The organism is Variovorax robiniae (assembly GCF_037889955.1).
In the GTDB taxonomy this organism is placed as follows: Bacteria; Pseudomonadota; Gammaproteobacteria; order Burkholderiales; family Burkholderiaceae_C; genus Variovorax; species Variovorax robiniae.
In genome coordinates this window covers 36,639-61,141 of the sequence record NZ_JBBKZS010000021.1, presented here as the reverse complement: position 1 = coordinate 61,141, position 24,503 = coordinate 36,639, and the positions used below count along the sequence as shown (strand labels likewise).

Genomic DNA, 24,503 nt, shown 5'->3' with positions numbered 1-24,503 from the left:
CTGCTCACGGAACCCCGATATTCGCCCGCATGCCCCGGATATGGCAAAACTCCCACGCGGGACACCTTGGTGAACTGGTAGGCTTTCGGATTACCCCCTTTCGGTCTTCCCTTTCCTTCCTCTCACCGTGCCCTCCAGGATTCCGCCCCTTCACATCAGCGCCTTCACCGCCACGTCGGCGGTCGGCGTCGGCAAGGCGCCGCTGCTCGCCGCGCTCGAACAACAGCGCAGCGGCCTGCGCGCCAACGACTTCGGCCCCAACCCCTTGCCCACCTGGATCGGCCGCGTCGACGGCGTCGAAGACGTCCGCCTGCCCGAGTCGCTCGCATTCTGGGATTGCCGCAACAACCGGCTGGCCTGGCTCGGGCTGCATGCCGATGGCTTCATGGAAGCGGTCGCTGCCGCGCGTGCCCACCACGGCGCGGCCCGCATCGCGCTGATCCTCGGCACGTCGACCTCCAGCATCGGCGAGACCGAACTCGCGTACACGCAACTGACCGCCGAGCGCGAATTCACGCCCGAACAGAACCGCCCTGCCGTGCACACGCCGCATTCGCTCGCGATGTTCGTGCAGAAGGTGCTGCAACTCGAAGGCCCGTGCGAGACCATCTCGACCGCCTGCTCGTCCAGCGCCAAAGTGTTCGCCTCGGCGGAACGGATGATCCGCCTGGGCCTGGTCGACGCGGCGGTGGTCGGCGGTGTCGACACGCTGTGCGGCAGCGTGCTGTTCGGCTTCAATTCGCTGGAGCTGGTGTCGACGCAGCCCTGCCGCCCCTTCGACGCCGCGCGCAACGGCATCAGCCTGGGTGAAGGCGCAGGCTTTGCGCTGCTGGAGCGCGGCCCGGGCGCGCTGGAACTGCGCGGCTATGGCGAATCGAGCGATGCGCACCACATGTCCACGCCGCATCCCGAAGGCCTCGGCGCGGAGCATGCGCTCGATGACGCACTCGCACGTGCCGGCCTCGCCACCGATGCCATCGACTACATCAACATGCACGGCACGGCCAGCATGAAGAACGACGAGGTCGAGGGCGGCCTGGTGTCGAGGCGCTTTCCCGCGAGCACGCATGCCAGTTCGACCAAGGGCTTCACCGGCCACACGCTTGGCGCGGCCGGCATCGTGGAAGCCGTCATCAGCCTGCTGGCGATCGAGACCGGCCTCAAGCCCGGCACCGCCAACTGCAAGGAACTGGGCACCGGCTTCGGCCCGCAGATCAAGCTCCAGCCAGAGCGCGGCGAGGTGCGCCATGCGCTTTCCAACTCCTTCGGCTTCGGCGGCAACAACTGCGCGCTGATCTTCGGCAAGGGAGCGGCGGCATGAGCGAGACGACGCCACCCACCCTCTACATCGAAGGCCCAGCCTTCTGGGCGCCCGAGCTGCCCGGCTGGGACATCGCGCGCGCCGCCTTCCGCGACGAAGGCGGGCTGTCCGATCCGCCCGCCAAGCGCCCTTCGCCGCAAATCCTGGCGCCGGCCGAGCGTCGCCGCGCGCCCGACACCGTGGCGCTCGCGCTCGAAGTCGCGGCCGCCGCCGTGGCCGGCTCCGGCCGGGACGCGAAAGAACTGCCCTGCGTCTTCGCCTCCGCACACGGCGACCTGGGCATCAACGACTACATGTGCGGCACGCTCGCCACCGATCCCTCGGTGCTGTCGCCGATCAAGTTCCACAACTCGGTACACAACGCGGCCGTGGGCTACTGGACCATCGGCACCGGCTGCATGGCGGCCAGCAATTCCCTGAGCGCCTTCGAAACTACTTTCGCCGCCGGGCTGCTGGAGGCCGCGACCCAGTGCGCGGCGGACCAGCAGGCCATCCTGCTGGTCGGCTACGACGTGCCGGCCGTCGGCCCGCTGAAGTCGGTCATCACCAGTGCCGGGCTCATGGCCGCAGCCTTCGTGGTGTCGCCGGTGCGCACGGAGCGCACAGTGGCCTCTTTCGACTGGGCGTTGGAACCGGGTCCTTCGCACGTGCCCGCCCTGGTTTCGTCCGCCGCGGAAAGCGTTCACACCGACTCCGTCGCCGATGCGCTGCCGGTCTTCGAGGAACTCGCGCGCGCCAGCGGCACGCCGCTTCGACTGCCATTAGCGCCGACGATGTCGCTGCGCCTGCTGATCCACCCTCTCACTGCCTGACGGAGCGTCCATGACCAGACCCGCCACCCCCGCACACGACGTCGTGATCATGGGTGGCGGTCTGGCAGGCCTCACGCTGGCGCTGCAACTCAAGCGCCGCTTCGAGGACATCGACGTGCTGGTGCTGGAGCGGCGCAGCCATCCGGTGCCGCTGGCAGCGCACAAGGTGGGCGAGTCGTCCGTCGAGATCGGCGCGCACTACTTCGACACGGTGCTCGGCCTCAAGCCCCACATGCAGGAGGCGCAGCTGCGCAAGTTCGGCTTCCGCTTCTTCTTCAGCGAGGGCCGCCGCGACATCGACCAGGTCACCGAGATCGGCGCCAGCCGCTACCTCTCGGTGCCGAGCTACCAGATCGACCGCGGCATCTTCGAGAACTACCTGGCCGACGAGGCCGCGCGCCGCGGCGTGCGCTTCGTAGACGGCGCCGTGGTCCGCGCGGTCGACCTGGCCGAAACAGCCGACGCGCCGCACCGCCTGCGCTGGACTGTCGACGGCGTGACCTACATCGCGCGCTCGCGCTGGGTGGTCGACGCCTGCGGACGCGCCGGCCTGCTCAAGCGCAAGCTCGGCCTCGCGCGGCCCAACGCGCACGATGCCAACGCCGTCTGGTTCCGCATCGGCGAGCGCATCGTCATCGACGACTGGAGCGACGACCCCGCATGGCGCGCGCGCTGCGAACCGCAGGCGCGCTGGCTCTCGACCAACCACCTGGTCGGCGCCGGCTATTGGGTGTGGCTGATCCCGCTGGCCTCCGGCTCGCACTCGGTCGGCATCGTGGCCGACCCCAAGCTGCATCCGCTCGACACGATGGACAGCTTCGACAAGGCGATGGACTGGTTCAGGAAATGGCAGCCGCGCCTCTACGACGAACTCGACGGCAAGCGCGACAAGCTGCAGGACTTCATGTTCTTCCGCAAGTTCTCGTATGGCTGCAAGCAGGTGTTCTCCGCCCAGCGCTGGGCCCTGACCGGCGAGGCCGGCCTGTTCCTCGACCCCTTCTATTCGCCCGGCAGCGACTTCATCGCGCTCGGCAACACCTACATCACCGACCTGGTGGCGCGCGACCGCGCCGGCCTGCGGCTTGAGGCGCGCGCGCAGCTCTACGACCAGATCTACCACTCCTTCTACGAAAGCACCCTCACGCTCTACCAGGACCAGTACCCGCTGTTCGGCGACCCCGAGGTGCTGCCGGTCAAGGTGATCTGGGACTACACCTACTACTGGGGCGTGCTGTCGCAGATGTTCTTCCAGCAGAAGCTGACGCACCTGGCGCTGCTCGGCGAACTGAGGGAGCAACTGGTCCATTGCCAGCGGCTCAACGTCGCCATGCAGGCCTTCCTGCGCAGTTGGTCGGCGGTAAGCCACAAGCGCAACCCGGCCGTGATGCTCGACCAGGCCGCGCTGCCCTGGTTCGCCGAACTCAACCGCAGCCTCAACGACACCCTCGACGACGACGGCTTCCGCCAGCGCGTGCGTGACTCGGCGGCGCTGCTGGATGCGCTGGCCCGCGAGATCGTCGAGCGCGCCAGCCAGGCCCATCCCGGCCTCGACAGCGGCGCGCTCGGCCGCCTGCTGGACGAAAAATCACCTACTGTGTCGGACGAAGCCGCGCGTCCGGCCATGCTCTTCCTCGCCGCCTCGGCAATGGGTTAGCCTGCGGCCATTTACCCAACTTTACGCAGCGTTCAAGCCGCCTTGGCCGGCCTGGACCACGATCCTTCCATGAGCAATCCGCAACTCCTGATGATCGAAGACGACGCGCGGCTGGCGCAGATGGTGAGCGAATACCTCACCCAGTCCGGCTTCGGCGTCAACCATGCGATGGATGGCAACACCGGCATGGACCTGCTGCAACAGCACGCACCCGACCTCGTCATCCTCGACCTGATGCTGCCCGACATCGACGGCCTCGAAGTGTGCCGCCGCATCCGTTCCCTGCCCGGCCCGCTGTCGAAGGTCGCCGTGCTGATGCTCACCGCCAAGGGCGACCCGATGGACCGCATCATCGGCCTGGAGATCGGCGCCGACGACTACCTGCCCAAGCCCTTCGAGCCGCGCGAACTGCTGGCCCGCATCCGCGCCGTGCTGCGCCGCCGCGCCGAGCCCGGCGCCGCCAGCGCCGCCGCCACGGTGATGCGCTTCGGCACGCTGGAGATCGACCGCAACGCGCGCACCGTCACCGTCGGCGGCGCGCTGGCCGACCTCACCTCCTACCAGTTCGACCTGCTGGCCGCGATGGCCGAGCGTGCCGGCCGCGTGCTCACGCGCGATCAGATCATGGAAGCCGTGCGCGGTCGTGAGCTGGAAGCCTTCGACCGCTCCATCGACGTGCACATGGGCCGCATCCGCGCGGCGATCGAGGTGGATGCGAAGAACCCGAAGCGCATCCTGACGGTGCGCGGCGTGGGGTACGTTTTTGCCAAGCAACAGGACTAGTAGCCGCCCGTGGTCAACCTGTATTCCCGGCACCTCTACGTCCGCATCTGGCTGGCGGTGGTCGCGGGCGTGGTCATCCTCACCCTCACGGCCGGCTGGATGGTGCGCTGGGCCGCCGACAACGAGCGCGACCGCATTTCCTCGCTGCCGCGCACGGTGATCGTGCGCGACGCCGAGGACCGTGTCATCGGCACCGGCCAGGCCACGCGCGTGCGCGGCCAGGGGCTGGAGTTCGACCTGACCTTGAGCGACGGTCGCGCCCTCACCTTGCAGATGCCGCCGCGCGACCAGGAGCTGGGCCCGGGCGGCGTCCGTCCGCCGCCACCGCCATGGCGCACGCCCTTCGGGTTCACCTGGATGATCGTGGTGGTCGGCCTCGCGGTGGCACTGGGCGTCTATCCGATCGTGCGGCGCCTGACGCAGCGGCTCGAGGCCTTGCAACGCGGCGTGCAGCGCTGGGGCGAAGGCGACCTCTCCGTGCGCGTGCCGGAGCAGGGGCAGGACGAAGTGGGGGACCTGTCGAAGCGCTTCAACGCGGCGGCTGCGCGCGTCGAGACGCTGGTCCGCTCGCACAAGTCGCTCCTGGCCAACGCCTCCCACGAGCTGCGCTCGCCATTGACGCGCATCCGCATGGGCCTTGAGCTGATGGGGAATGCGCCCCCCGCGCCCGGCGCTGAAGCGTCCTCGCTGCCTGGCCGCGCCGATGCCATGGCTGCAGCCAAAGCCGAGATCTCCCGCAACATCGCCGAACTCGACCAGCTGATCGACGAGATCCTGCTGGCCAGCCGCCTCGACGCGCACGAGGCCGACATGGGCACCATCGAGACGGTCGATCTCACCGGCCTGGCCGCCGAGGAATGTGCGCGCGTCGGCGCCGAACTCGACCTGGCCGAGGGCACCAGCAGCAACAGCCTCAACGTGCCCGGCGTCCCACGTCTTCTGCGCCGTGCCGTGCGCAACCTGCTGGAGAATGCGCGCCGCTACGGCGCCGGCGAGATCAGCGTCGAACTCAAGACCGACTCACGCAACGCCGAAGTGCGCGTCGGCGACCGCGGCCCCGGCGTGCCGGCCGCGCTGCGCGAGCGCATCTTCGAGCCCTTCTACCGGCTGCCCGGCGCGAGCGAGCGCGAGGGCGGCGTCGGGCTGGGGCTGGCGTTGGTGAAGTCGATCGTCGAGCGGCATGGCGGCAGCGTACGTTGCGAGTCGCGCGCGGGTGGCGGTGCGAGCTTCGTGATTGCATTGCCGCGCTGAGCGCCCGGGGGTGCCCACCTAAAATCCCCGTCCATGCTCAGGACACGCCTCGTCCGCCATCTGGCGGCCTTCTGGGGTTTCGTGGTCTACATGCCCGTGGGCGTGAACTACGGCGCCACCTTCCTCCTCCTTCTTGCGATGCTGGCCGGCGGAAGCCTGCGCGAACGAGGCGCCCGCCTGCGCGCAAGCCCCTTGTGGTGGCCCATCGTCATCTACCTCGCATGGACGCTGGTGGTGCTCGCCATCGGCCAGCACTATCCGGAGACCGCCGAGAACCTGTTCCACGGCTTCCGCATCGCCTCCACCATGCTGCTGGCGCTGGCGCTCACTCGCGCCGAGGCGGTATGGGCGCTGCGCGGCTTCCTGCTGGTGTCGATGATCAACCTGCTGCTCATCGTGCTGCACCAGGCCCACCTCCTGCCCGACCAGCAGATCTGGCGCGCGGTCGTCTCGCTGCAGGGCAACAAGTCGATCAACGACGCGCTGCTGTTCACCGTCCTGGGCGCCTCGACCGCCGTGCTCGGGCTGGCGCATCTGGCCGACGCGCGACGCTGGCACTGGGCCGGACCGGCCTTTGTCTTCACCGTGCTGATGGCGTTGATCGTCACGCTGGTCCTGCCTTCGCGCACTTCGCTGGTGGCGATGCTGGTGTGCGTGGTCGCGGCCTGCGTGCACCAGTGGCGCAGCCATCCGCGCATCATGGCGGGGGCGCTGGCGGCGGTGTTCGTGGTGGCCGGCCTGCTGGTCTGGCAGGCGCCAGCGGAGATGAAGGACAAGTTCGAGCTGGGGCTGCACGAGGTGGAGCAGGCGCAGGCCGGCGAAGTGTCCGAGGGCAGCATGATCACGCGCTACTACATGTACCGCCTGACCACCGAGATGATGCTGGACAAGCCGCTCATCGGCCTGGGCATCGGCGCCTGGACCAGCGAGTGGAAGAAGCGCGGACCGAAGGTGCTGGACTACAAGAACATGCCGCACAACGACTACCTCTGGATGGGCTCGCAGGGCGGCATCCCGGGCCTTCTCTCGCTGCTGTTCATCATGGTCGCCAGCGTCTGGGTCTGCTGGCGCCGCGCCGACCTGACCGGGCGGCTGGGCTTCGTTGCGATGCTGACCTTGCTGATCGCGGCAAGTCTCAACTCCGCCTTGCGCGACGCGCAGATCGGCCTGTGCCTGCCGTGGATCTGCTTCCTCTACCTGCGGTTGGTCGAGGAGAGTGGCAGCCCGTGGCGCGAGGTGCTGCCGGCGCGGCTGTCAGGCGTGTTCGTCAGCGCGGACGGCAGCCCGACGCACTCCCTCTGAGCCCCCAGGATTCAAGCCGTGAGCAGGCGGATGGCGATGCGCGCGGCCGAGGCCACCACCTCGTTGCGCATCGTCGCGTCCTTGCGGTCCTGCGTGTAGTAGATCGCCAACACCAGCGGCGCACGGGCCTCCGGCCAGACCACGCCGATGTCGTTCGTGGTGCCGTAGTCGCCAGAACCGGTCTTGTCGGCCACTCCCCAGTTGCCGGATGCGGCGCGGATGCGCTGGCCGCCGGTGGTGTTGTCGCGCATCCAGGCCTGGAGCTGGCTGCGCTGTGGCTGCGGCAACGCGTCATCGAGCATCAGGCGCTGCAGGTTGCGCGCCATGTCGCCGGGCGTACAGGTGTCGCGCGGATCGCCGGGCACGGCGGTGTTCAGCGCGGTCTCCCAGCGGTCCAGGCGGAAGGTCTGGTCGCCGAGCGTCCGCGCGAACGCCGTCACCGCTTCCAGCCCGCCCGCCTGCCGCACCAGCAGGTTGCCGGCGGTGTTGTCGCTGTACTGAAGGGCGGCGGCGCACAGTTCGCCGAGGGTCATGCCGTCGCTGACGTGCTTCTCGGTGATGGGCGAATAGGTGACGAGATCCGGGCGCGCATAGCGAACGCGGCGTTGCAGCAGTCCCGGTTCGGTCACGCTCTGCCGCAGCACGGCGGAGGCGGCCAGCACCTTGAAGGTGCTGCAGAAGGCAAAGCGCTCCTCGGCCCGATGCTGGACGCGCCGGCCGGTGCCGGTGTCGATGCCCATCACGCCGAGGCGCCCGCCGACATCGTTCTCCAGCTTGGCCAGCGTCGCCGGGGTTGTCGGCAAGGGGGAACACGCATTCAGCACCGGCGCCGCGATGGCGCCGAGCAGCAAGGTGCGCCGCGTGGTCATCAATGCCGGTGACCGGCGGACTCGCCGGCCTTGAGACGATAGACCGTGCCGCAGTACGGGCACTTGGCTTCGCCGGTCCGGGCCACGTCGAGGTAGACCTTCGGGTGGTTGTTCCAGATCGGCATGTCGGCCTTGGGGCTCGGGCAGTACACGCCGCCCTGCGAGTTCAGTTCCTTGCCGAGGAGTTCGACGACAGCATCGGTAGCCATGCTTGATTTATACCTTTGAAAGCCAATGGGCGTATTTGGGATTGCGGCCGTTCACGATGTCGAAGAACGCGCTCTGGATCTTTTCGGTGATCGGGCCGCGCGAACCGCTGCCGATCTCGATGCGGTCGAGCTCGCGGATCGGCGTGACTTCGGCGGCGGTGCCGGTGAAGAAGGCTTCCTCGGCGATGTAGACCTCGTCGCGGGTGATGCGCTTCTGGATCACTTCGATGCCGAGGTCCTTGGCGATGTGCAGGATGGTGTTGCGCGTGATGCCGTTGAGCGCGCCGGCGGACAGGTCCGGCGTGTAGATCACGCCGCCCTTGACCACGAAGATGTTCTCGCCCGCGCCCTCGGAAACGAATCCGCTCGCATCGAGCAGCAGTGCCTCGTCGTAGCCATCGTCCAGCGCTTCCATGTTGGCCAGGATCGAGTTGCTGTAATTGCTCACGGCCTTGGCCTGCGTCATCGTGATGTTGACGTGATGGCGGGTGTAGCTGGAGGTCTTGACGCGGATGCCGCGCTTCATGCCTTCCTCGCCGAGGTAGGCGCCCCAGGCCCAGGCGGCGACCATCAGGTGGATCTGGTTGCCCTTGGGACTGACGCCGAGCTTTTGCGAACCGATCCAGGTGAGCGGGCGCAGGTAGCAACTGTCGAGCTTGTTCTCGCGCACCACCGTCTTCTGGGCTTCGTTGACCTCTTCCTTGGTGAACGGGATCTTCATGCGCAGGATCTTGGCGCTGTTGAAGAGGCGCTCGGTGTGCTCTTCGAGCCGGAAGATGGCGGTGCCGTTGACCGTGTTGTAGGCGCGCACGCCCTCGAAGGCGCCGCAGCCGTAGTGCAGCGTGTGGGTCAGCACATGGATCTTGGCATCGCGCCAGTCGACCAGTTGGCCGTCCATCCAGATCTTGCCGTCACGGTCGGCCATCGAAGGCGCGGGGGGAACGAGGGCGCTCATTGTGTTGTGTCCTTGGGGGAGATTCGCTGAGCCGGCGATTTTACGGCGCGGGCGGCTTCGCGGCGGACCGACGGACGCGCGAGTCGGGTGCCCGGCGGGCGGCGACAATCGCGCCTTCGCCAAAAAACGCATCTGCCCAACGCTTCAGGAAAGAGTGCCTGTGTCCTTCTTCAAGAACGTCATCGTCTATCGCATCGAATCTTCATGGTCTGCCACGCTCGAGCAGGCCGAACTGGCGCTCGACGCCCACCGTTTCGCGCCCTGCGGCGCCACGCAGGAAAAATCCGCCGGCTGGATCGAGCCGCGCGGCCAGGCCAATGGGGCGCTGGTCGAATCCGTCGGCGGCCACTGGCTGCTGGAATTCATGATTGAGGCCAAGGCGGTGCCGGCATCGGTCATCCGCCGCAAGGTCGACGAGCGCTGCGCGCAGATCGAGGCCACCACCGGCCGCAAGCCGGGCAAGAAGGAAAAGCGCGACCTCAAGGAAGACATCGCGCACGAACTGCTGCCAATGGCCTTCACGCGCCAGGCCAAGGTCACGGTCTGGATCGACCCGGAATCGCGCCGCCTGGTGATCAACAGCTCCAACGTCTCACGCGCCGACGAGGTCGTGACCGCGCTGGTCAACGCCTTCGAAGGCTTTGCCGTGGCGCAGATCTCGACCACCATCGAACCGGCCGCCGCCATGTCGAACTGGCTGTCGACGCAGGAGCCGCCGGCCGGCTTCACGATCGACCGCGAGTGCGAACTCAAGGCCAGCGATGAATCGAAATCGGTGGTGCGCTATGCCAAGCATGCGTTGGACATCGACGAGGTGCGCCAGCACATCGAACAGGGCAAGCGCCCCACCCGCCTGGCCATGACCTGGGACGACCGGGTGTCCTTCGAGCTGACCGAAGGCATGACGCTGCGCAAGATCGTGTTCCTGGAAGGCACCGACAGCACCAGCGCGATCAAGGACGGCAAGGACGACAACTTCGACGCCGATGCGGCCATCGCCACCGGCGAACTCGGCCAGCTCGTGCCGGACCTGCTGGAAGCGCTCGGTGGCGAGATGGCACTGGGTGTTGCCGCGCGGGTGGAAAAAGCCGATTCCCCCGCCGAGGCAGAGACCGAAGACGCGCCGTTCTAGGAGCCCCGAAGCGGCGAACCGGTGCCTCAATCCGAGGCGCCCTATGGCGCCGGCGGCTGGTCTGACGGCTCGGCCTGCGCAGCCGCCGGGTCGGGCCGCGTCAAGGTCCATTGGCGCAGCTTGCCATCCATGAACTCGGCATCGACCCACGAGCCGCCGCCATCGGTCCAGCGGTAGAGCTCCGGCTGCTCGTCCTTTGGCGTTTTCAGTTCGCCGAGCGAGCGCGTGAGCGCCATCACATGCATCAGGTTCACGCCAGGCTTGAGCTTGGCGTTGAGCATCACCGCGCTGTCGACATAGCCGATCGGACGGTTTGCAGCGCGCCGCAGGACGGCCATGGTGCGGTTGAAGTGCAGCAACAGGAACATCACGATCGCGCCCGACACCGCGGCCACGCCCTGCCAACCGTATTGGTTCCACGCAAAGACGAGCAACGACAAGCCGGCAATGGGCACCAGGTACTTGCGGAAATTCATCAATGGATTGTCGTCGGTAGCCAAGCCGCGCTACCGCGAGTGGCACGCTTCGATACTTTGCATGGAAAGAATGGTGGAAGGTACCCCGTGACGGCACATTTCGTTCACGGGCATGTGCCCGGGCCACCCCGAAGTGTATGAATCGCGTCACCTCCCCTCGTACTGTTCTCCTGTCCATGGCCACTGTCGTCGCTGCTGCCACCTTGAGCGGCTGCTACGTGGTGCCGATCGCGCCACCCGCGCAGGTCGGTCCGCCGCAGCAGGCCATCGCGATCTCGCCGATGCCCCCGATGCCACCCGCTCCACCCGCACCGACCAGCCAGAGCTTCACCGCACGTCTCTACCCGAGCAATGCCGAAGCGAGCCGCTACGGCGCAGTGACCGGCGTCGTGACGAGCGACCTGAACGGCCGCGGCCATTTCAGCGCGGTGATCGGTGGAGAACAGTTCCAGGGAGAAGCAACGCGCACTGCGGGTTCGCAACGCAATGGCATCGCCAATGCCGCCGGTGCGAAAGGCGGGATCTTGAGTTGCCGGTACACGATGAACTCGGCGACGTTGGGTGCAGGCAACTGCACGCTCAACGGCGGACCAGAGTTCACGATGCATATCGGCGGGTAGGGAGGTCTGCCCGGATTCGCGATCGTCCCCCTCGCGGTCCGGGCGTTTTTTTGACCCCTGACTATTGAAGCTGACGGACCACGTCCATCGCTTCCTCGATCCGTTCGACGGCGTGGATTGTCAGGCCTTCGATCTCCTTCGCGCCCTTCCGGGGCGCGTTGGCTTTGGGGACCACCGCGATGCTGAAACCGAGCTTGGCGGCTTCGCGCAGACGCTCCTGACCGCGCGGCGCCGGGCGCACCTCGCCGGCCAGCCCGACTTCACCGAAAGCGATGAAGCCCTTGGGCAATGGCTTGCCGCGCAGGCTCGAGGTGATCGCCAGCATCACCGCCAGGTCGGCTGCGGGCTCACTGATTCGCACGCCGCCGACCGCATTGACGAACACGTCCTGGTCCATGCAGGCAATGCCCGCGTGACGGTGCAGCACGGCCAGCAGCATCGCGAGGCGGTCCCGGTCGAGACCGACGCTCAGGCGCCGCGGGCTCGGGCCACCATCGTCGACCAGCGCCTGGATTTCCACCAGCATCGGCCGCGTGCCTTCCAGCGTCACCAGCACCACGCTGCCGGGCACCGGCTCCGCATGCTGGCTCAGGAAGATGGCACTCGGATTGGTGACACCCTTCAGGCCGCGCTCGGTCATCGCGAAGACGCCGATCTCGTTGACCGCGCCAAAGCGGTTCTTGATGGCGCGCACGAGCCGGAAGCTCGAATGCGTGTCGCCTTCGAAATACAGCACCGTGTCGACCATGTGCTCCAGCACGCGCGGGCCGGCCAGCGCGCCTTCCTTGGTGACGTGGCCGACCAGCACCACGGCGGTTCCGCTGGTCTTGGCGAAGCGCGTCAGGTGCGCGGCGCATTCGCGCACCTGTGCTACCGAGCCCGGTGCGGAGGTGAGCTGGTCTGAGTACACCGTCTGGATCGAGTCGATGACCGCGATCGCGGGGCGGTTGGCGTCCAGCGTGGCGATGATCTTCTCCAGCTGGATCTCGGCCATCACCTGCACCTGCGAATAGTCGAGGCCGAGCCGCTTGGAGCGCAGCGCGACCTGGGCGCCGCTCTCCTCGCCGGTCACGTAGAGCGCGTTCTGCCCCGCGCGCTGCAACGCGTCGACCGCCTGCAGCAGCAGGGTCGACTTGCCGATGCCCGGATCGCCGCCGATCAGCGTGACGCCGCCGGCGACGATGCCGCCGCCGAGCACACGGTCCAGTTCGTCGATGCCGGTGGGGGTGCGCGCGATGTCGGTCGCCTCGATCTCCGACAAGGTAGCCAGCTCCGACGAGCCGCCCAGCGCCGCGAACGGCGCGCTGAAGCGGTTGTTGCCGGCGCCGCCGCCCTGCACCGCGACCTGCTCGACGAGCGTGTTCCATGCGCCGCAGCTGGGGCACTTGCCCAGCCATTTCGCGCTGGTGCCGCCGCATTCGCCGCAGACGTAGTTTGTTTTTTCCTTTGCCATGGATCGAGTGTAGGCAGGGCCGGGCAAGCGCCTTGCGGACAAACTCGGGTAAACCCCTTGGTAACGGAATGTCCTGGCACTTGCAAATCATTTAACAAGTTAAATAATATCGGTGCCTATGAGCACCACGCCCTTCGTCCATCGCAACTTGCCGCGCCTTCTGCTGCAAGCACGCGAAGCCGTGATGGCGCACACGCGGCCCAGCCTGCGCGAACACGAGCTGTCCGACCAGCAGTGGCGCGTGCTGCGCGTGCTGGGCGAGCACGGTGCCGTCGAAACCGGCCGCGTCGCGCGAGAGGCCTTCATCCTCGGACCGAGCCTCACCGGCGTGCTGGCGCGCATGGAGCGCGATGACCTGATCCAGCGCAGCCGCGACCCGGAAGACCAGCGACGCACGGTGATCGAGGCCACGGCCAAGGGCAAGCGGCTGGTGAAGAAGCTGTCCGGCACCATCGAGGCGCACTACGCGTGGCTCGAGCAGTCGATGAGCAAGGCCAAGCTCGGGCAGCTCTACAAGCTGCTCGACGAACTGATTGCATTGGAACAACCATCGTGAGCAACGAGCGCGCCGATGCGGCGACTTTCCTGCCGAGCGGCACCGTGTACGGCGTGCTGCTCAACTTCCGCGAGGAGGTGGACGCGTGGGCATCGCGCATGAACGAGCCGCCGTACAAGGCTCCGCCGAAAGCGCCAGTGTTGTATGTCAAGACGGCCAACACATGGAGTCCACATGGCAGCGACATCGCAGTGCCGGAGGGCGAGAGCGAAGTCGAAGTCGGCGCGACCATTGCCATGGTGATGGGCGAAGGCGGCCAGGTGGCGGGGCATGTGCTCATGAACGACCTGTCGCTGCCGCATGCGAGCTTCTTCAGGCCGCCGGTCAAATTCAAGTGCGTGGATGGCTTCCTGGGCATCGGCCCCGCGATGCGCGTCGGTGGCGATCCAGAAGGCTTTGTGCTGGAGGTGCGGATCAATGGCGAGCTTCGGCATGCCGCCGACTTTTCCAAGCTGGTTCGCAGTGCATCGCGACTGGTGGCAGACGTGAGCGAGTTCATGACCCTGGCGCCCGGCGATGTGTTGATGCTGGGCTGCAATGTTGGACGGCCTTTGGCCAAGGCCGGTGACCGCATCGAGATCACGGCGCCGGGCTTCGAGACTCTGACGAACACGCTGGTGGAGGCTGCATGAAACACGCCCGCGTGCGTTACCAGGGCGCGGTGCACGACGCCATCGAGCGCGACGGCGCATTGCTGCTCGCGGATGGCCGGCTCGTCGCATTCGAGGCGGTCGACTGGCTTCCGCCCCTCGCCCCGACACCGCGCCCACGCACCATCCTCGCGCTCGGCCTCAACTACGCCGACCATGCGAAGGAACTGGAATTCAAGGCGCCCGAGGAACCGCTGGTGTTCGTCAAGGGCGAAGGCTCCTTGATCGGCCATCGCCAGCTCACGCGCCGTCCCGCGGGCGTGCAGTTCATGCACTACGAATGCGAACTGGCGATCGTCATCGGCCGCACCGCGAAGAAGGTGCGGCGCGACGACACCTACGACTTCATCGGCGGGTACACCGTGGCCAATGACTACGCGATCCGCGACTACCTCGAGAACTGGTACCGCCCCAACCTGCGCGTGAAGAACCGCGACACCTGCACGCCGATCGGGCCGTGGCGGGTCGATGCCAAGGACATTCCCGACCCGATGGCGCTCGCCTTGCAGACCACCGTCAACGGCAAGCTCACGCAGTCGGGCAACACGCGCGACATGATCTTCGACGCTGGCTTTCTCATCGAGTACTTCAGCCGCTTCATGACGCTGCAGCCGGGCGACCTGATCCTCACCGGCACGCCCGACGGCGTGGTGGATTGCCAGCCCGGCGATGTGGTCGTGACCGAGATCGAGCACATCGGCGCACTCGTCAACACCATCCAGGGAGCTTCATGAAGATCGATCACCTCATCAACGGCAAGCCGGTGGCAGGCAGGGACTACTTCGAGACCGTCAACCCCGCGACGCAGGAAGTGCTGGCCGAGGTCGCGTCCGGCGGCGAGGCGGAAGTCAATGCCGCCGTGGCCTCTGCAAAGGAAGCCTTTCCGAAATGGGCCGGCATGCCCGCACCCCAACGCGCGAAGCTGATCCGCAAGCTCGGCGACCTGATCGCGGCCAACGTGCCGGCCATTGCGCAGACCGAGACCAACGATTGCGGCCAGGTCATTGCGCAGACCGGCAAGCAACTGGTGCCGCGCGCGGCCGACAACTTCTACTACTTCGCCGAGATGTGCACGCGCGTCGACGGCCACACCTACCCGACCGAGACGCACCTCAACTACACGTTGTTCCATCCGGTCGGCGTGTGTGCGTTGATCTCGCCGTGGAACGTGCCGTTCATGACGGCGACGTGGAAGGTCGCGCCGTGCCTTGCGTTCGGCAACACGGCCGTGTTGAAGATGAGCGAGCTGTCGCCATTGACGGCTGCGCGGCTGGGCGAACTGGCGCTGGAAGCCGGCATTCCGCCCGGCGTGCTGAACCTCGTGCATGGCTACGGCAAGGATGCGGGCGAGCCGCTGGTCGCGCATCCCGATGTGCGTGCGATCTCGTTCACTGGGTCTACGGCCACGGGCAACCGCATCGTGAAGAGCGCGGGCTTGAAGAAGTTCAGCATGGAGCTTGGCGGCAAGAGCCCCTTCGTGATCTTCGACGACGCGAACCTCGACCGCGCGCTGGACGCCGCCGTGTTCATGATCTTCAGCAACAACGGCGAGCGTTGCACCGCGGGCTCGCGCATCCTGGTGCAGAAGTCGATCTATGCGGACTTCGCGGCCAAGTTCGCCGAGCGCGCGCGGCGCATCACGGTCGGCGATCCGCTGGACGAGAAGACCATCGTCGGGCCGATGATCTCCCAGGCGCATCTGGCCAAGGTGCGCAGCTACATAGAACTCGGGCCAAAGGAAGGCGCGACGCTGCTGTGCGGCGGTCTTGGCATGCCCGATCTGCCCGAGCGCGTGCGCAAGGGCAACTATGTGTTGCCCACTGTGTTCGCCGATGTCGACAACCGCATGAGGATCGCGCAAGACGAGATCTTCGGGCCCGTCGCCTGCCTCATTCCGTTCGAAGACGAGGCGGATGCGATCCGGCTGGCCAATGACATCCAGTACGGCCTGAGCAGCTATGTCTGGACCGAGAACATCGGCCGTGCGCACCGCGTCGCGGCTGCGGTCGAAGCCGGCATGTGCTTCGTTAACAGCCAGAACGTGCGCGACCTGCGCCAGCCCTTCGGTGGCACCAAGGCGTCGGGCACGGGACGCGAGGGCGGGACCTGGAGCTACGAGGTGTTCTGCGAGCCGAAGAACATCGCGGTGTCGATGGGTTCGCATCACATCCCGCATTGGGGTGTGGCGTGACCCGCGAGTCCAACATCGCGCTGGAGAGCTGACGCGATGAGCCTCTACAGCATGCAGAAATTCCTCTACGCACTGAACCGCGAGCCGGAGGTGCAGCGCCGCTACCGCGAAGGCGGGGCCGAGCGCGACGCCCTGCTCGCCGGCTACGACCTGGTCGATGAAGAGCGCGAGGCCATCCGCGATGGCGACATCGGCAAGCTCTATGTGCTCGGTTGCAACGGCCAGTTGCTGATGCACTTCGCGCCCTTGCTCGGCATGCCGTGGGCCGACTACCTCGAAGCCATGCGCGAGGGCGTGCGCAAGTACGGGCCGGTGCGCGCCGGCATCTATGCGATGACCACCTCGACCGAAGACAAGGTGGCGGGCGTATGAAAGGAGCATCGTCGTGAGCCTCGTCTTCTCGGGCGTCTGCAGTCACGCCCCCGGCATCACGGGCCGCGCCCACTTGGCCGACCCGGCGGTAAAGGACGCCTTCCACGCGGCCTTCCATCGCTTCGGCGAGGCGATGCGCGCAACGAAGCCCGATGCGGTCATCGTCATCGCCGCCGAGCACTTCGCCAACTTCTTCATGAACAACATGCCGGCCTACGCGATCGGCATGGCGGACCGCTACGAAGGGCCGATCGAGGACCCGGCCTGGCTCGGCATCGCCAAGACCTCGGTACCTGGCAACGCAGCGCTGTCGCAACGCCTCATCCGCGAGGTGATGCAGACGGTGGACGTGGCCTATGCCGAGGAGTGGAAGTTCGACCACGGCATCATGGTGCCGCTCAACTTCCTCACGCCGAAGTACGACATCCCGGTGATCCCGGTCAACATCAATTGCCAGGGGCCGCCGTTGACGCCACTGCACCGTGCATGGGCCTTCGGCGAAGCGTTGCGGCGGGCCTGCGACAAGGCGCCGGAACGCATCGCACTGGTGGGCACCGGCGGCATCTCGCACTGGCCGGCGACGCCGGACTCCGGCAAGGTCAACGAAGCCTGGGACGCCGACTTCATGCAGCGCTGGTGCGCCAACGACAAGGCTGGCATGCTCGACTACACCGATGAAGCCACCTACCGCGATGCGGGACAAGGCGGCTTCGAGATCCGCACCTTCATCACTGTGGCGGCCGCGGCGCGAGGACGCGGCGAGATCCTGCACATGAAGGCCATTCCCATCTTCGCGGTGAGTTGCACCGCCGCAACCATGACTGTCGAATAGCCATGCCGCACCTGGTCATCCTCTATACCCCCAACATCGAAGCGCAGACCGACATGAGCGCGCTGTGCCGCTCGATGGCCGACGCCATGCTCGCGCAGCGCGACGACGACGGCAAGCAGGTCTATCCGACCGGCGGCACGCGCGTGCTGGCCTTCCCCGCCACGCACTACGCGGTGGCCGACGGGAGTGGCGACCATGCCTTCGTCTACCTCAACGTGCGCATGGCGGCGGGTCGGCCCGATGCCGTCAAGAAACGCATCGGCGACGCATTGCTGGCGTGCGCAAAGCAGCACTTCGATCCGCTCATCGCGCAACGCCATGTCGGCATCACCTTGCAGATCGACGAGGCGCCGGGCCAGGTCTACGACGGCAAGCTCGGCAACCTGCATCCCCTGTTCAACAAGTAGCGCCCATGCTCTCCACCGAAGTCATCCAGCAACTCGCCGCCGAGCTGGACCAGAGCGAGAAATCGCGTGTACAGGTCGAGCATTTCTCCAAGCGCTTTCCACAGATGACCGTCGAGGACGGCTATGCGATCTCGCGTGAATGGGTGAAGGGCAAGATCGCCGCGGGGCGCGTCGTCAAGGGTCACAAGATCGGCCTGACCTCGCGCGCGATGCAGCAGGCCAGCCAGATCACCGAGCCCGACTACGGCACGCTGCTCGACGACATGTTCTTCGAGCAGGGCGGCGACATCCCCTTCACGCGCTTCATCGCGCCGCGCATCGAGGTGGAGCTGGCCTTCGTGCTCGGCAAGAAGCTGGAAGGCCCGGGCGTGACGATCTTCGACGTGCTCGCGGCCACCGACTACGTGGTGCCGGCCATCGAGATCATCGACGCGCGCATCGAGCAGTTCGACCGCCACACGAAGCAGATGCGCAAGGTGTTCGACACCATCGCAGACAACGCGGCCAATGCCGGCATCGTGACCGGCGGGCGGCCCGTGAAGCCGGATGCGGTGGACCTGCGCTGGGTCAGCGCGCTGCTGTTCAAGAACGGCGTGATCGAGGAGTCCGGCGTGGCCGCGGCCGTGCTCAACCATCCGGCCACGGGCGTGGCGTGGCTCGCCAACAAGCTGGCACCCTGGGGCGAATGCCTGCAGGCCGGCGAGGTGGTGCTGGGCGGCTCCTTCACCCGGCCCACGACCGGCGCGCCGGGCGATACCTTTCATGCCGACTACGGGCCCTTGGGCTCGATCTCCTTCCGCTTCGTCTAGACAAAAAGGCCTTCATGCAAACACCCGTCAACCCCTTCAAGCAAGCCCTCGTCGAGAAGCGCCCGCAGATCGGCTTCTGGCTCGGCTTCGGCGATGCCTACAGCGCGGAGATCTGCGCCGGCGCCGGCTTCGACTGGCTGCTCATCGACGGCGAACATTCGCCCAACGGGCTGCAGTCGATCCTGCAGCAGGCGCAGGCGATCGCCGCCTACCCCGGCGCGAATGCCATCGCACGTGTGCCGGTGGGCCACGGCGATGTCGGCACGACCTACATCAAGCAATACCTCGACCTCGGCCTGCAGACGCTGCTGGTGCCGATGGTCGACACACCCGAACAGGCCACCGCCATCGTGCGCGCGATGCGCTATCCGCCGCACGGCATCCGCGGCATGGGCGGTGCGCGTGCCTCGCGCTGGGGCCGCTACAACAACTACCCGAAGGAAGCCAACGACAACGTCTGCCTGCTGGTGCAGGCGGAGACGCGCGAGGCGCTCGACAACCTGGACGCCATCGCGGCTGTCGACGGCGTGGACGGCGTCTTCATCGGCCCGGCCGACCTGTCGGCATCGCTGGGCCACCTCGGCAACCAGGGGCATCCGGAGGTGCAGGCCGCGATCGAGGACGCCATCGCGCGCATCATCCGCGCCGGCAAGGCCGCCGGCATCCTGACGCCGGACGAGACGCTGTCGCGCCGCTACCTGGAGCTGGGCGCGACATTCGTGGCGGTGGGGCTGGACACGAACCTGCTGGTGCGGCATACCAGTGCGCTCGCTGCCCGCTTCAAAGACAGTGCCAGTGCCGTGAAACCCGGCAGCGCTTACTGACCTCGCAATGGATTCAACGCATGACAAATCCATCGCACGTCAACGAAGGCCCGCACGCAAGAAGTCAAAGCTGAGGTAAACGCGGGGACGAAAACCCGGCTCACGCTGGAACAATCCCGACCGCACTCAACCTTGGAGACACACATGGACTTCACCCGCCGCCACATCCTGCAATCCACCGGCGCCGCCGCGCTGCTCGCGAGCATCGGCCAGCAGGCCTTCGCCCAGGCGCAGATCGAGACCGCGCGCATCATCACCGGCTTCGCGGCCGGCGGCACCTCGGACACGACCTGCCGCCGCGTCGCGACCAAGCTCGGCCCGCCGTACGCGAACACCTGCGTGGTCGAGAACAAGACCGGCGCCGGCGGCCAGATCGCCGTCACCTACGTGAAGAGCCAGCCGGCCGATGGCGCAACGATCCTGCAGACGCCGACTTCCATCCTCACGATCTACCCGCACATCTACAAGAAGCTGCCGTACGACCCGCTCGTCGACCTCACGCCTGTGACCATCGCCTGCATCTTCGACTTCGGCTTCGCGGTCGGTCCGGCCGTGCCGCTCGACGTGAAGACGGTGCCGCAATTCCTGGCCTGGGCCAAGGCCAACCCGGCCGGCGCCAACTTCGGCTCGCCGGCCGCCGGTTCCACGCCGCACTTCATCGGCGTGCTGCTGGGCAAGAGCGCCGGCGTCGAACTGAAGCATGCGGCTTATCGCGGCACGCAGCCGGCGATGCTCGACCTGCTGGGCGGCAACATCTCGGCCGTCTCCGGCCCGATCGGCGACATCACGCAACATTTGCCCACCGGCAAGGTGCGCATCCTCGGCGTGTCGGGCGAAAAGCGCAGCCGCTTCGTGCCTGACGTGCCGACCTTCGGCGAGCAGGGCATCAAGGACATGGCGCACAGCGAGTGGTTCGCCTTCCTGCTGCCGGCCAAGGCCTCGCCGGAAGTGTTGAACCGCCTGAACGGCGCGATGAGGTCGGCACTCGCGCAGAAGGACGTGATCGACGGCCTCGCCGGCTTCGGCCTGGAAGCCATGTCGTCCACGCCACAGGAGCTGACCGATCTGATCAAGAAAGACACCGCCAAGTGGGCGCCCATCGTGAAGCAGGTGGGCTTTACCGCGGAAGGCTAGAGCTCTCCCCCAGGTTGCTCGCACGTCGTGCGAGCGCCCACCCCCTCACCAGGGGCGACACCCGCGGCCCGGCAAAGCCGGTTCCGCGGTGTCCCTGGCAAGAGAGGCGGCGCATGGTGCGCAAGGGGATATTGAAACTGAAAGGCAGACCCAGATGAACACCCGCCTCGATACCCCTGACGCCACGCTGATGCATCCGGACGAGCGCGCCGCGCGATTGCAACTCGCGGCCTGCTATCGCGTCTTCGCGATGCTGGGCTGGACCGAGATGATCTACAACCACATCACGGTGCGATTGCCCGACAGCGTGACGGGTGGCCAGAAGCAGTTCCTCATCAACCCCTTCGGCCTGCACTACACCGAGGTCACGGCCAGCAACCTGCTGAAGATCGACCTGGAAGGGAACGTACTCGACGGCGGCGCCTTCCCGGTCAACCCGGCCGGGTTCACGGTACATGCCGCCATCCACGACAACCTCCCCGACGCGCATTGCGTGATGCACACGCACACCACGGCGGGCGTGGCGGTGGCCTGCCTGCAGGGCGGCCTGCAGCAGACCAACTTCTACACCGCGCAGCTGCATGGCATGGTGGCGTACCACGACTTCGAGGGCATCACGATCCATGCCGACGAAGGGCCGCGGCTCCTGAAGAGCATCGACGGCAAACCGGCCGTGATCCTGCGCAACCACGGCCTGCTGGCCTGGGGCCAGACGCTGCCCCAGACCTTCGCGATCCTCTGGACGCTGCAGCGCGCCTGCGAGATCCAGATGGCGACCTTCTCGATGGGCCAGGCCATTCCGATCGGCGAAGATGTCGCGCAGCGCTGCACGCGCGATGCACTGCAGTTCAACCCGAACCACGGTGCCGGGCGCGATGTGTTCGATGCCTTGGTGCGGCAGGTCGATCGCATCGACGACTCCTACAAGAACTGAAATGAAGATCTGCATCTACGGCGCCGGCGCCATCGGCGGCTGGATCGGCGTGGCGCTGTCGCAAGCCGGCGAGCGCATCAACGTGGTGGCGCGCGGCGCAACCCTGGAAGCCTTGCAGCGCGACGGCCTGTCGCTGATGCGCGGCGACGTGCGCACGCGCGTGCCGGTCAACGCCGTGGCCGACCCGGCCGAACTTGGCGAGCAGGACCTGGTGGTCGTGGCCGTGAAGGCGCCTTCGCTCGCGGGCGTGGCCACGCAGATCGCGCCGCTGCTCGGACCAGACACTGCTGTGATGGTCGCGATGAACGGCGTGCCGTGGTGGTTCCTGCAGGGCGGCTTCGGTGGCGAGGTCGCGGGCCGGCGGCTCGCGGCAGTGGACCCTGATGGCGCCATCGCCGCGGCCATTCCCGATCAGCATGTGATTGGCGGCGTCGTGCACTGCAGCTGCTCGCTCGATGCACCAGGCGTGGTGCGGCATCACTTCGGCAACGGACTCATCATCGGCGAGCCCTCGGGCGAGGCCACGCCCCGCGCGCAGGCCTTGCTGGACTTGCTCACGCGCGCCGGCATCGATGCCAAGCTGTCGGCACAGATCCAGAAGGACGTGTGGTTCAAGCTGTGGGGCAACATGACGGTGAACCCGATCAGCGCCCTCACCCGCGCCACCACCGATCGGATCCTCGGCGACGAACTGGTGCTCGGCTTCATCTCGACCGTGATGCTGGAGGCCAAGGAAATCGGCGCGCGCATCGGCATTCCGATCACCGACACGCCCGAGGACCGCCATGCCGTGACGCGCCGGCTCGGCGCCTTCAAGACCTCGATGCTGCAGGACGTGGAAGCGGGCCGCGCGGTCGAGCTCGATGCGCTCGTGAGCGCGGTGCGCGAACTGGGCCAGATGACTGGCGTGCCGACGCCGTTCACCGATGCGCTGCTGGGCCTGTCACGCTTGCAGGCACGTCAACTCGGCCTGTACTGAACCGCCGTGGCGCAGGCGCGCCGGTGGCTCACTTCCTGATCACCATCCCCACCGCCTGCGGCAGCGTCTTCGCATCGGGCAGGAGCACGTCGATCGCTGCGCCCAGCACGACCGCGCAGATCAGTGCGCCGAGCAATGGTTTCCAGGTGAGCTTCACCGCGGCCGACAGCCAGCCGGCGCGCGCGAGGCGCACGGTGGCGCGCGCTGCCACGTATGAAAAGGCGAGTTCGAGCGTGACGGCCAGCAGCACGTCGGTGCCGAAGAACAGCATCACCAGCCAACCCGCGCCCAGCGCCACCGCGATGCCGAGCAGGAAGATCGCGACGACCGGCACCACGATGAGTTCGCCGTCGGCCGCGCTGGCCAAGTCGAGCGAACCGCCCGGCAGGTCGCCGAGCCCGGTGCCGTCGGCCCGGGCCAGTGCCGCATAGCCTGTCTCGGTGTCGAGCCCGCTGCCGCCCTCCGGCAGGTCGAAGTTCATGTCCGTGCGGCCTTCCACCAGGCGCTGTGCCCACCAGCGCAGGATGAGCAGGTAGGCAACGTAGCCGACGCCCAGCGTGATGACATAGCGCAACGCCAGCGAATGCCCACCCAGTTGCCGTACCAAGGCCGCGGCGCCCCACATCAGCAGCAGCGTGACGATGCCGATCAGGATGCCGTGGGCACTCAGGCTGTGGCGCCGCCGCAGGTCGCGTTCGTAGACGCTCTCCCACAACCTGACAGAGCGCCAGTTGGAGAGGACTTTCATGCGCTGATGAACGACTCGACCGTCATGCAACGATCGTAGGCACCCGCAAGGCCAGCGCGCACATGAGTTCGTAACCGACGGTACCCGCGGCGCGCGCGACGTCGTCGATCGGCAACACGGCGCCGTTGACGGCCGAGCGCCCCCACAGCACGACCTCGCTGCCAAAGCCCGCGTTCGGCACCGGCGTCAGGTCGACCGTGATCATGTCCATGCTCACCCGTCCGACCATGCGCGTACGCACGCCATTGACCAGCACCGGCGTGCCGGTGTCGGCATGGCGCGGATAGCCGTCCGCATAGCCGACCGCGGCGATGCCGATGCGCATCGGTTGCTCGGCCTCGAAGCTGGAGCCGTAGCCGACCCGCGCGCCTGGCGCCAGTTCCTGGATGCCGATGAGCCGGGTGGCCAGCGTCATCGTGGGTTGCAATTGCCAGTGCGCCGCATCGTGCGCCGGAAAGTCGGGTGCGCTGCCGTACAGCAGGATGCCGGGGCGCACCCAATCGGCGCGCGTGTCCGAGGGGTGTCTCAACAATGCGGCACTGTTGGCGATGGAGCGCTCGCCGGGCAGGTCTTCGGTGGCGCGGCGGAAGGCCTCGACTTGCGCGTCGATGCCGCGCGGCCCGTCAGCGTCGCTGAAGTGCGTGACCAGCGAAATCTCGTCGACCTGCGGCAGCGCGTTGAGGCGCGTCCAGGCGGCGCGGTAGCGTTCGGGCGTGAAGCCGAGCCGGTTCATGCCCGAGTTCATCTTGAGGAAGACGCGCTGCGGCTGCTGCGTCTTGTGCGCCGCGAGCATGTCGATCTGCTCGTCGCAATGCACGGTGTGCCAGAGGTCGAGGCGCGAGCAGAGTTCCAGGTCGCGCGCATCGAAGACGCCTTCCAGCAGCAGGATCGGGCCGCGCCAGCCGAGTGCGCGCACACGTTCGGCCTCGGCCAGGTCGAGCAGCGCAAAGCCGTCGGCGCCGCGCAGCCCTTCATAGGCCCGCTCGATGCCGTGACCGTAGGCGTTGGCCTTGACGACCGCCCACACGCGCGCATCGAGCGCGGCGCGGCGTGCGCGGTCCAGGTTGTGGCGCAGTGCGTCGGTGTGGATGGTGGCGAGGATGGGACGCGGCATCGGATGGGGCGAATGTGGAACGTGGAGGATGGCGGGGCTCAGGGCGCGCAAAACGGCACGATCGGGGCGCGGGTGAACCCGTAGCGGCAGGCTGATTCTGGCATTGGACCCCCATG

At 67.1% G+C, this 24,503-nt stretch carries 27 protein-coding genes; 20 read left to right on the top strand and 7 right to left on the bottom strand.

Features of this window, described 5'->3' with window-relative positions:
- Nucleotides 1-127 precede the first annotated feature (127 nt).
- From WKW79_RS30340 to WKW79_RS30315, 6 genes are all read left to right on the top strand, one after another.
- Nucleotides 128-1,321, top strand: a complete 1,194-nt coding sequence (locus tag WKW79_RS30340) for a beta-ketoacyl-[acyl-carrier-protein] synthase family protein (protein ID WP_340338958.1) — start codon at nucleotides 128-130, stop codon at nucleotides 1,319-1,321.
- Nucleotides 1,318-2,133 carry a beta-ketoacyl synthase chain length factor gene (locus WKW79_RS30335; protein WP_340338957.1) on the top strand — a complete coding sequence of 272 codons (816 nt, stop codon included), beginning with the start codon at nucleotides 1,318-1,320 and terminating at the stop codon, nucleotides 2,131-2,133. The genes WKW79_RS30340 and WKW79_RS30335 overlap by 4 nt, the downstream gene beginning before the upstream one ends.
- A 10-nt stretch (nucleotides 2,134-2,143) precedes the next feature.
- Nucleotides 2,144-3,787 carry an NAD(P)/FAD-dependent oxidoreductase gene (locus WKW79_RS30330; protein WP_340338956.1) on the top strand — a complete coding sequence of 548 codons (1,644 nt, stop codon included), beginning with the start codon at nucleotides 2,144-2,146 and terminating at the stop codon, nucleotides 3,785-3,787.
- A gap of 69 nt (nucleotides 3,788-3,856) precedes the next feature.
- Complete coding sequence (locus tag WKW79_RS30325) at nucleotides 3,857-4,570, top strand: response regulator (protein ID WP_340338955.1); 714 nt, start codon at nucleotides 3,857-3,859, stop codon at nucleotides 4,568-4,570.
- 9 nt (nucleotides 4,571-4,579) lie between these two features.
- On the top strand, nucleotides 4,580-5,821 hold the full coding sequence (locus WKW79_RS30320) for a sensor histidine kinase (protein ID WP_340338954.1): 1,242 nt from the start codon (nucleotides 4,580-4,582) through the stop codon (nucleotides 5,819-5,821).
- A gap of 33 nt (nucleotides 5,822-5,854) precedes the next feature.
- Nucleotides 5,855-7,123, top strand: coding sequence for an O-antigen ligase family protein (locus WKW79_RS30315; RefSeq protein WP_340338953.1), 1,269 nt, complete (start codon nucleotides 5,855-5,857; stop codon nucleotides 7,121-7,123).
- A gap of 11 nt (nucleotides 7,124-7,134) precedes the next feature.
- Here WKW79_RS30315 and bla read toward each other — a convergent pair whose 3' ends face one another.
- The 3 genes from bla to WKW79_RS30300 are packed head-to-tail and all read right to left on the bottom strand — an operon-like array spanning nucleotide 7,135 to nucleotide 9,156.
- Complete coding sequence (bla, locus tag WKW79_RS30310; RefSeq protein ID WP_340338952.1) at nucleotides 7,135-7,992, bottom strand: class A beta-lactamase; 858 nt, start codon at nucleotides 7,990-7,992, stop codon at nucleotides 7,135-7,137.
- Nucleotides 7,992-8,201, bottom strand: a complete 210-nt coding sequence (locus tag WKW79_RS30305; protein ID WP_340338951.1) for a zinc-finger domain-containing protein — start codon at nucleotides 8,199-8,201, stop codon at nucleotides 7,992-7,994. The genes bla and WKW79_RS30305 overlap by 1 nt, the downstream gene beginning before the upstream one ends.
- Nucleotides 8,202-8,208: 7 nt before the next feature.
- A complete protein-coding gene (locus WKW79_RS30300) occupies nucleotides 8,209-9,156 on the bottom strand; it encodes a branched-chain amino acid transaminase (protein WP_340338950.1) in 948 nt (315 codons plus the stop codon).
- A gap of 160 nt (nucleotides 9,157-9,316) precedes the next feature.
- Here WKW79_RS30300 and WKW79_RS30295 point away from each other — a divergent pair, with 160 nt between their 5' ends.
- Nucleotides 9,317-10,288, top strand: a complete 972-nt coding sequence (locus tag WKW79_RS30295; protein WP_340338949.1) for a recombination-associated protein RdgC — start codon at nucleotides 9,317-9,319, stop codon at nucleotides 10,286-10,288.
- Nucleotides 10,289-10,329: 41 nt separating this feature from the next.
- Here the strand turns inward: WKW79_RS30295 and WKW79_RS30290 are convergent, their stop codons facing one another.
- Nucleotides 10,330-10,764, bottom strand: coding sequence for a glycerate kinase (locus WKW79_RS30290; protein ID WP_340338948.1), 435 nt, complete (start codon nucleotides 10,762-10,764; stop codon nucleotides 10,330-10,332).
- 176 nt (nucleotides 10,765-10,940) lie between these two features.
- On the opposite strand from WKW79_RS30290, the gene WKW79_RS30285 reads away from it, so the two are divergent.
- Nucleotides 10,941-11,384, top strand: coding sequence for a hypothetical protein (locus WKW79_RS30285; protein WP_340338947.1), 444 nt, complete (start codon nucleotides 10,941-10,943; stop codon nucleotides 11,382-11,384).
- 61 nt (nucleotides 11,385-11,445) lie between these two features.
- Here WKW79_RS30285 and radA read toward each other — a convergent pair whose 3' ends face one another.
- A complete protein-coding gene (gene radA, locus WKW79_RS30280; RefSeq protein WP_340338946.1) occupies nucleotides 11,446-12,837 on the bottom strand; it encodes a DNA repair protein RadA in 1,392 nt (463 codons plus the stop codon).
- Between the two features lie 118 nt (nucleotides 12,838-12,955).
- Here radA and hpaR point away from each other — a divergent pair, with 118 nt between their 5' ends.
- The 12 genes from hpaR (at nucleotide 12,956) to WKW79_RS30220 (ending at nucleotide 22,525) form a co-directional block, all read left to right on the top strand.
- Nucleotides 12,956-13,393 carry a homoprotocatechuate degradation operon regulator HpaR gene (gene hpaR, locus WKW79_RS30275; protein WP_340338945.1) on the top strand — a complete coding sequence of 146 codons (438 nt, stop codon included), beginning with the start codon at nucleotides 12,956-12,958 and terminating at the stop codon, nucleotides 13,391-13,393.
- The gene (locus WKW79_RS30270; RefSeq protein ID WP_340338944.1) at nucleotides 13,390-14,025 is read left to right on the top strand and encodes a fumarylacetoacetate hydrolase family protein; all 636 of its coding nucleotides are present in this window, start codon (nucleotides 13,390-13,392) and stop codon (nucleotides 14,023-14,025) included. Before hpaR ends, WKW79_RS30270 begins: the two co-directional genes overlap by 4 nt.
- Complete coding sequence (locus tag WKW79_RS30265; RefSeq protein WP_340338943.1) at nucleotides 14,022-14,777, top strand: fumarylacetoacetate hydrolase family protein; 756 nt, start codon at nucleotides 14,022-14,024, stop codon at nucleotides 14,775-14,777. Before WKW79_RS30270 ends, WKW79_RS30265 begins: the two co-directional genes overlap by 4 nt.
- A complete protein-coding gene (gene hpaE / locus WKW79_RS30260; RefSeq protein ID WP_340338942.1) occupies nucleotides 14,774-16,234 on the top strand; it encodes a 5-carboxymethyl-2-hydroxymuconate semialdehyde dehydrogenase in 1,461 nt (486 codons plus the stop codon). The genes WKW79_RS30265 and hpaE overlap by 4 nt, the downstream gene beginning before the upstream one ends.
- A 36-nt stretch (nucleotides 16,235-16,270) precedes the next feature.
- Nucleotides 16,271-16,606 carry an aromatic ring-opening dioxygenase subunit LigA gene (locus WKW79_RS30255; RefSeq protein ID WP_340338941.1) on the top strand — a complete coding sequence of 112 codons (336 nt, stop codon included), beginning with the start codon at nucleotides 16,271-16,273 and terminating at the stop codon, nucleotides 16,604-16,606.
- Nucleotides 16,607-16,619: 13 nt separating this feature from the next.
- Nucleotides 16,620-17,438: a DODA-type extradiol aromatic ring-opening family dioxygenase gene (locus WKW79_RS30250; RefSeq protein WP_340338940.1), complete on the top strand. Its 819-nt coding sequence runs from the start codon at nucleotides 16,620-16,622 to the stop codon at nucleotides 17,436-17,438.
- Between the two features lie 2 nt (nucleotides 17,439-17,440).
- Nucleotides 17,441-17,845 carry a 5-carboxymethyl-2-hydroxymuconate Delta-isomerase gene (locus WKW79_RS30245; RefSeq protein WP_340338939.1) on the top strand — a complete coding sequence of 135 codons (405 nt, stop codon included), beginning with the start codon at nucleotides 17,441-17,443 and terminating at the stop codon, nucleotides 17,843-17,845.
- A 5-nt stretch (nucleotides 17,846-17,850) separates the two neighbouring features.
- On the top strand, nucleotides 17,851-18,654 hold the full coding sequence (gene hpaH, locus WKW79_RS30240) for a 2-oxo-hept-4-ene-1,7-dioate hydratase (protein ID WP_340338938.1): 804 nt from the start codon (nucleotides 17,851-17,853) through the stop codon (nucleotides 18,652-18,654).
- 14 nt (nucleotides 18,655-18,668) lie between these two features.
- On the top strand, nucleotides 18,669-19,478 hold the full coding sequence (locus WKW79_RS30235) for an aldolase/citrate lyase family protein (RefSeq protein WP_340338937.1): 810 nt from the start codon (nucleotides 18,669-18,671) through the stop codon (nucleotides 19,476-19,478).
- Between the two features lie 144 nt (nucleotides 19,479-19,622).
- The gene (locus WKW79_RS30230; RefSeq protein ID WP_340338936.1) at nucleotides 19,623-20,612 is read left to right on the top strand and encodes a Bug family tripartite tricarboxylate transporter substrate binding protein; all 990 of its coding nucleotides are present in this window, start codon (nucleotides 19,623-19,625) and stop codon (nucleotides 20,610-20,612) included.
- A 154-nt stretch (nucleotides 20,613-20,766) separates the two neighbouring features.
- Nucleotides 20,767-21,546 (top strand): class II aldolase/adducin family protein, encoded by a 780-nt coding sequence (locus tag WKW79_RS30225; RefSeq protein ID WP_340338935.1) that lies wholly within the window; start codon nucleotides 20,767-20,769, stop codon nucleotides 21,544-21,546.
- 1 nt (nucleotide 21,547) lies between these two features.
- A complete protein-coding gene (locus WKW79_RS30220) occupies nucleotides 21,548-22,525 on the top strand; it encodes a 2-dehydropantoate 2-reductase (protein WP_340338934.1) in 978 nt (325 codons plus the stop codon).
- A gap of 28 nt (nucleotides 22,526-22,553) precedes the next feature.
- On the opposite strand, the gene WKW79_RS30215 is transcribed toward WKW79_RS30220, so the two are convergent.
- Nucleotides 22,554-23,273, bottom strand: coding sequence for a hypothetical protein (locus tag WKW79_RS30215; RefSeq protein WP_340338933.1), 720 nt, complete (start codon nucleotides 23,271-23,273; stop codon nucleotides 22,554-22,556).
- A 22-nt stretch (nucleotides 23,274-23,295) separates the two neighbouring features.
- Nucleotides 23,296-24,387: an alanine racemase gene (alr, locus tag WKW79_RS30210; protein WP_340338932.1), complete on the bottom strand. Its 1,092-nt coding sequence runs from the start codon at nucleotides 24,385-24,387 to the stop codon at nucleotides 23,296-23,298.
- Nucleotides 24,388-24,503: the final 116 nt, after the last annotated feature.

What these genes read in the sequence shown, in the direction of transcription:
- WKW79_RS30285 (WP_340338947.1), top strand. Translation starts at nt 10,941, where the DNA reads ATGGCCACTGTCGTCGCTGCTGCCACCTTGAGCGGCTGCTACGTGGTG.
- hpaR (WP_340338945.1), top strand. Translation starts at nt 12,956, where the DNA reads ATGAGCACCACGCCCTTCGTCCATCGCAACTTGCCGCGCCTTCTGCTG.
- alr (WP_340338932.1), bottom strand. Translation starts at nt 24,387, where the DNA reads ATGCCGCGTCCCATCCTCGCCACCATCCACACCGACGCACTGCGCCAC.
- WKW79_RS30335 (WP_340338957.1), top strand. Translation starts at nt 1,318, where the DNA reads ATGAGCGAGACGACGCCACCCACCCTCTACATCGAAGGCCCAGCCTTC.
- hpaE (WP_340338942.1), top strand. Translation starts at nt 14,774, where the DNA reads ATGAAGATCGATCACCTCATCAACGGCAAGCCGGTGGCAGGCAGGGAC.
- WKW79_RS30215 (WP_340338933.1), bottom strand. Translation starts at nt 23,273, where the DNA reads ATGAAAGTCCTCTCCAACTGGCGCTCTGTCAGGTTGTGGGAGAGCGTC.
- radA (WP_340338946.1), bottom strand. Translation starts at nt 12,837, where the DNA reads ATGGCAAAGGAAAAAACAAACTACGTCTGCGGCGAATGCGGCGGCACC.
- hpaH (WP_340338938.1), top strand. Translation starts at nt 17,851, where the DNA reads ATGCTCTCCACCGAAGTCATCCAGCAACTCGCCGCCGAGCTGGACCAG.
- WKW79_RS30290 (WP_340338948.1), bottom strand. Translation starts at nt 10,764, where the DNA reads ATGAATTTCCGCAAGTACCTGGTGCCCATTGCCGGCTTGTCGTTGCTC.
- bla (WP_340338952.1), bottom strand. Translation starts at nt 7,992, where the DNA reads ATGACCACGCGGCGCACCTTGCTGCTCGGCGCCATCGCGGCGCCGGTG.
- WKW79_RS30230 (WP_340338936.1), top strand. Translation starts at nt 19,623, where the DNA reads ATGGACTTCACCCGCCGCCACATCCTGCAATCCACCGGCGCCGCCGCG.
- WKW79_RS30220 (WP_340338934.1), top strand. Translation starts at nt 21,548, where the DNA reads ATGAAGATCTGCATCTACGGCGCCGGCGCCATCGGCGGCTGGATCGGC.
- WKW79_RS30225 (WP_340338935.1), top strand. Translation starts at nt 20,767, where the DNA reads ATGAACACCCGCCTCGATACCCCTGACGCCACGCTGATGCATCCGGAC.
- WKW79_RS30255 (WP_340338941.1), top strand. Translation starts at nt 16,271, where the DNA reads ATGAGCCTCTACAGCATGCAGAAATTCCTCTACGCACTGAACCGCGAG.
- WKW79_RS30235 (WP_340338937.1), top strand. Translation starts at nt 18,669, where the DNA reads ATGCAAACACCCGTCAACCCCTTCAAGCAAGCCCTCGTCGAGAAGCGC.
- WKW79_RS30305 (WP_340338951.1), bottom strand. Translation starts at nt 8,201, where the DNA reads ATGGCTACCGATGCTGTCGTCGAACTCCTCGGCAAGGAACTGAACTCG.
- WKW79_RS30315 (WP_340338953.1), top strand. Translation starts at nt 5,855, where the DNA reads ATGCTCAGGACACGCCTCGTCCGCCATCTGGCGGCCTTCTGGGGTTTC.
- WKW79_RS30330 (WP_340338956.1), top strand. Translation starts at nt 2,144, where the DNA reads ATGACCAGACCCGCCACCCCCGCACACGACGTCGTGATCATGGGTGGC.
- WKW79_RS30325 (WP_340338955.1), top strand. Translation starts at nt 3,857, where the DNA reads ATGAGCAATCCGCAACTCCTGATGATCGAAGACGACGCGCGGCTGGCG.
- WKW79_RS30300 (WP_340338950.1), bottom strand. Translation starts at nt 9,156, where the DNA reads ATGAGCGCCCTCGTTCCCCCCGCGCCTTCGATGGCCGACCGTGACGGC.
- WKW79_RS30245 (WP_340338939.1), top strand. Translation starts at nt 17,441, where the DNA reads ATGCCGCACCTGGTCATCCTCTATACCCCCAACATCGAAGCGCAGACC.
- WKW79_RS30265 (WP_340338943.1), top strand. Translation starts at nt 14,022, where the DNA reads ATGAAACACGCCCGCGTGCGTTACCAGGGCGCGGTGCACGACGCCATC.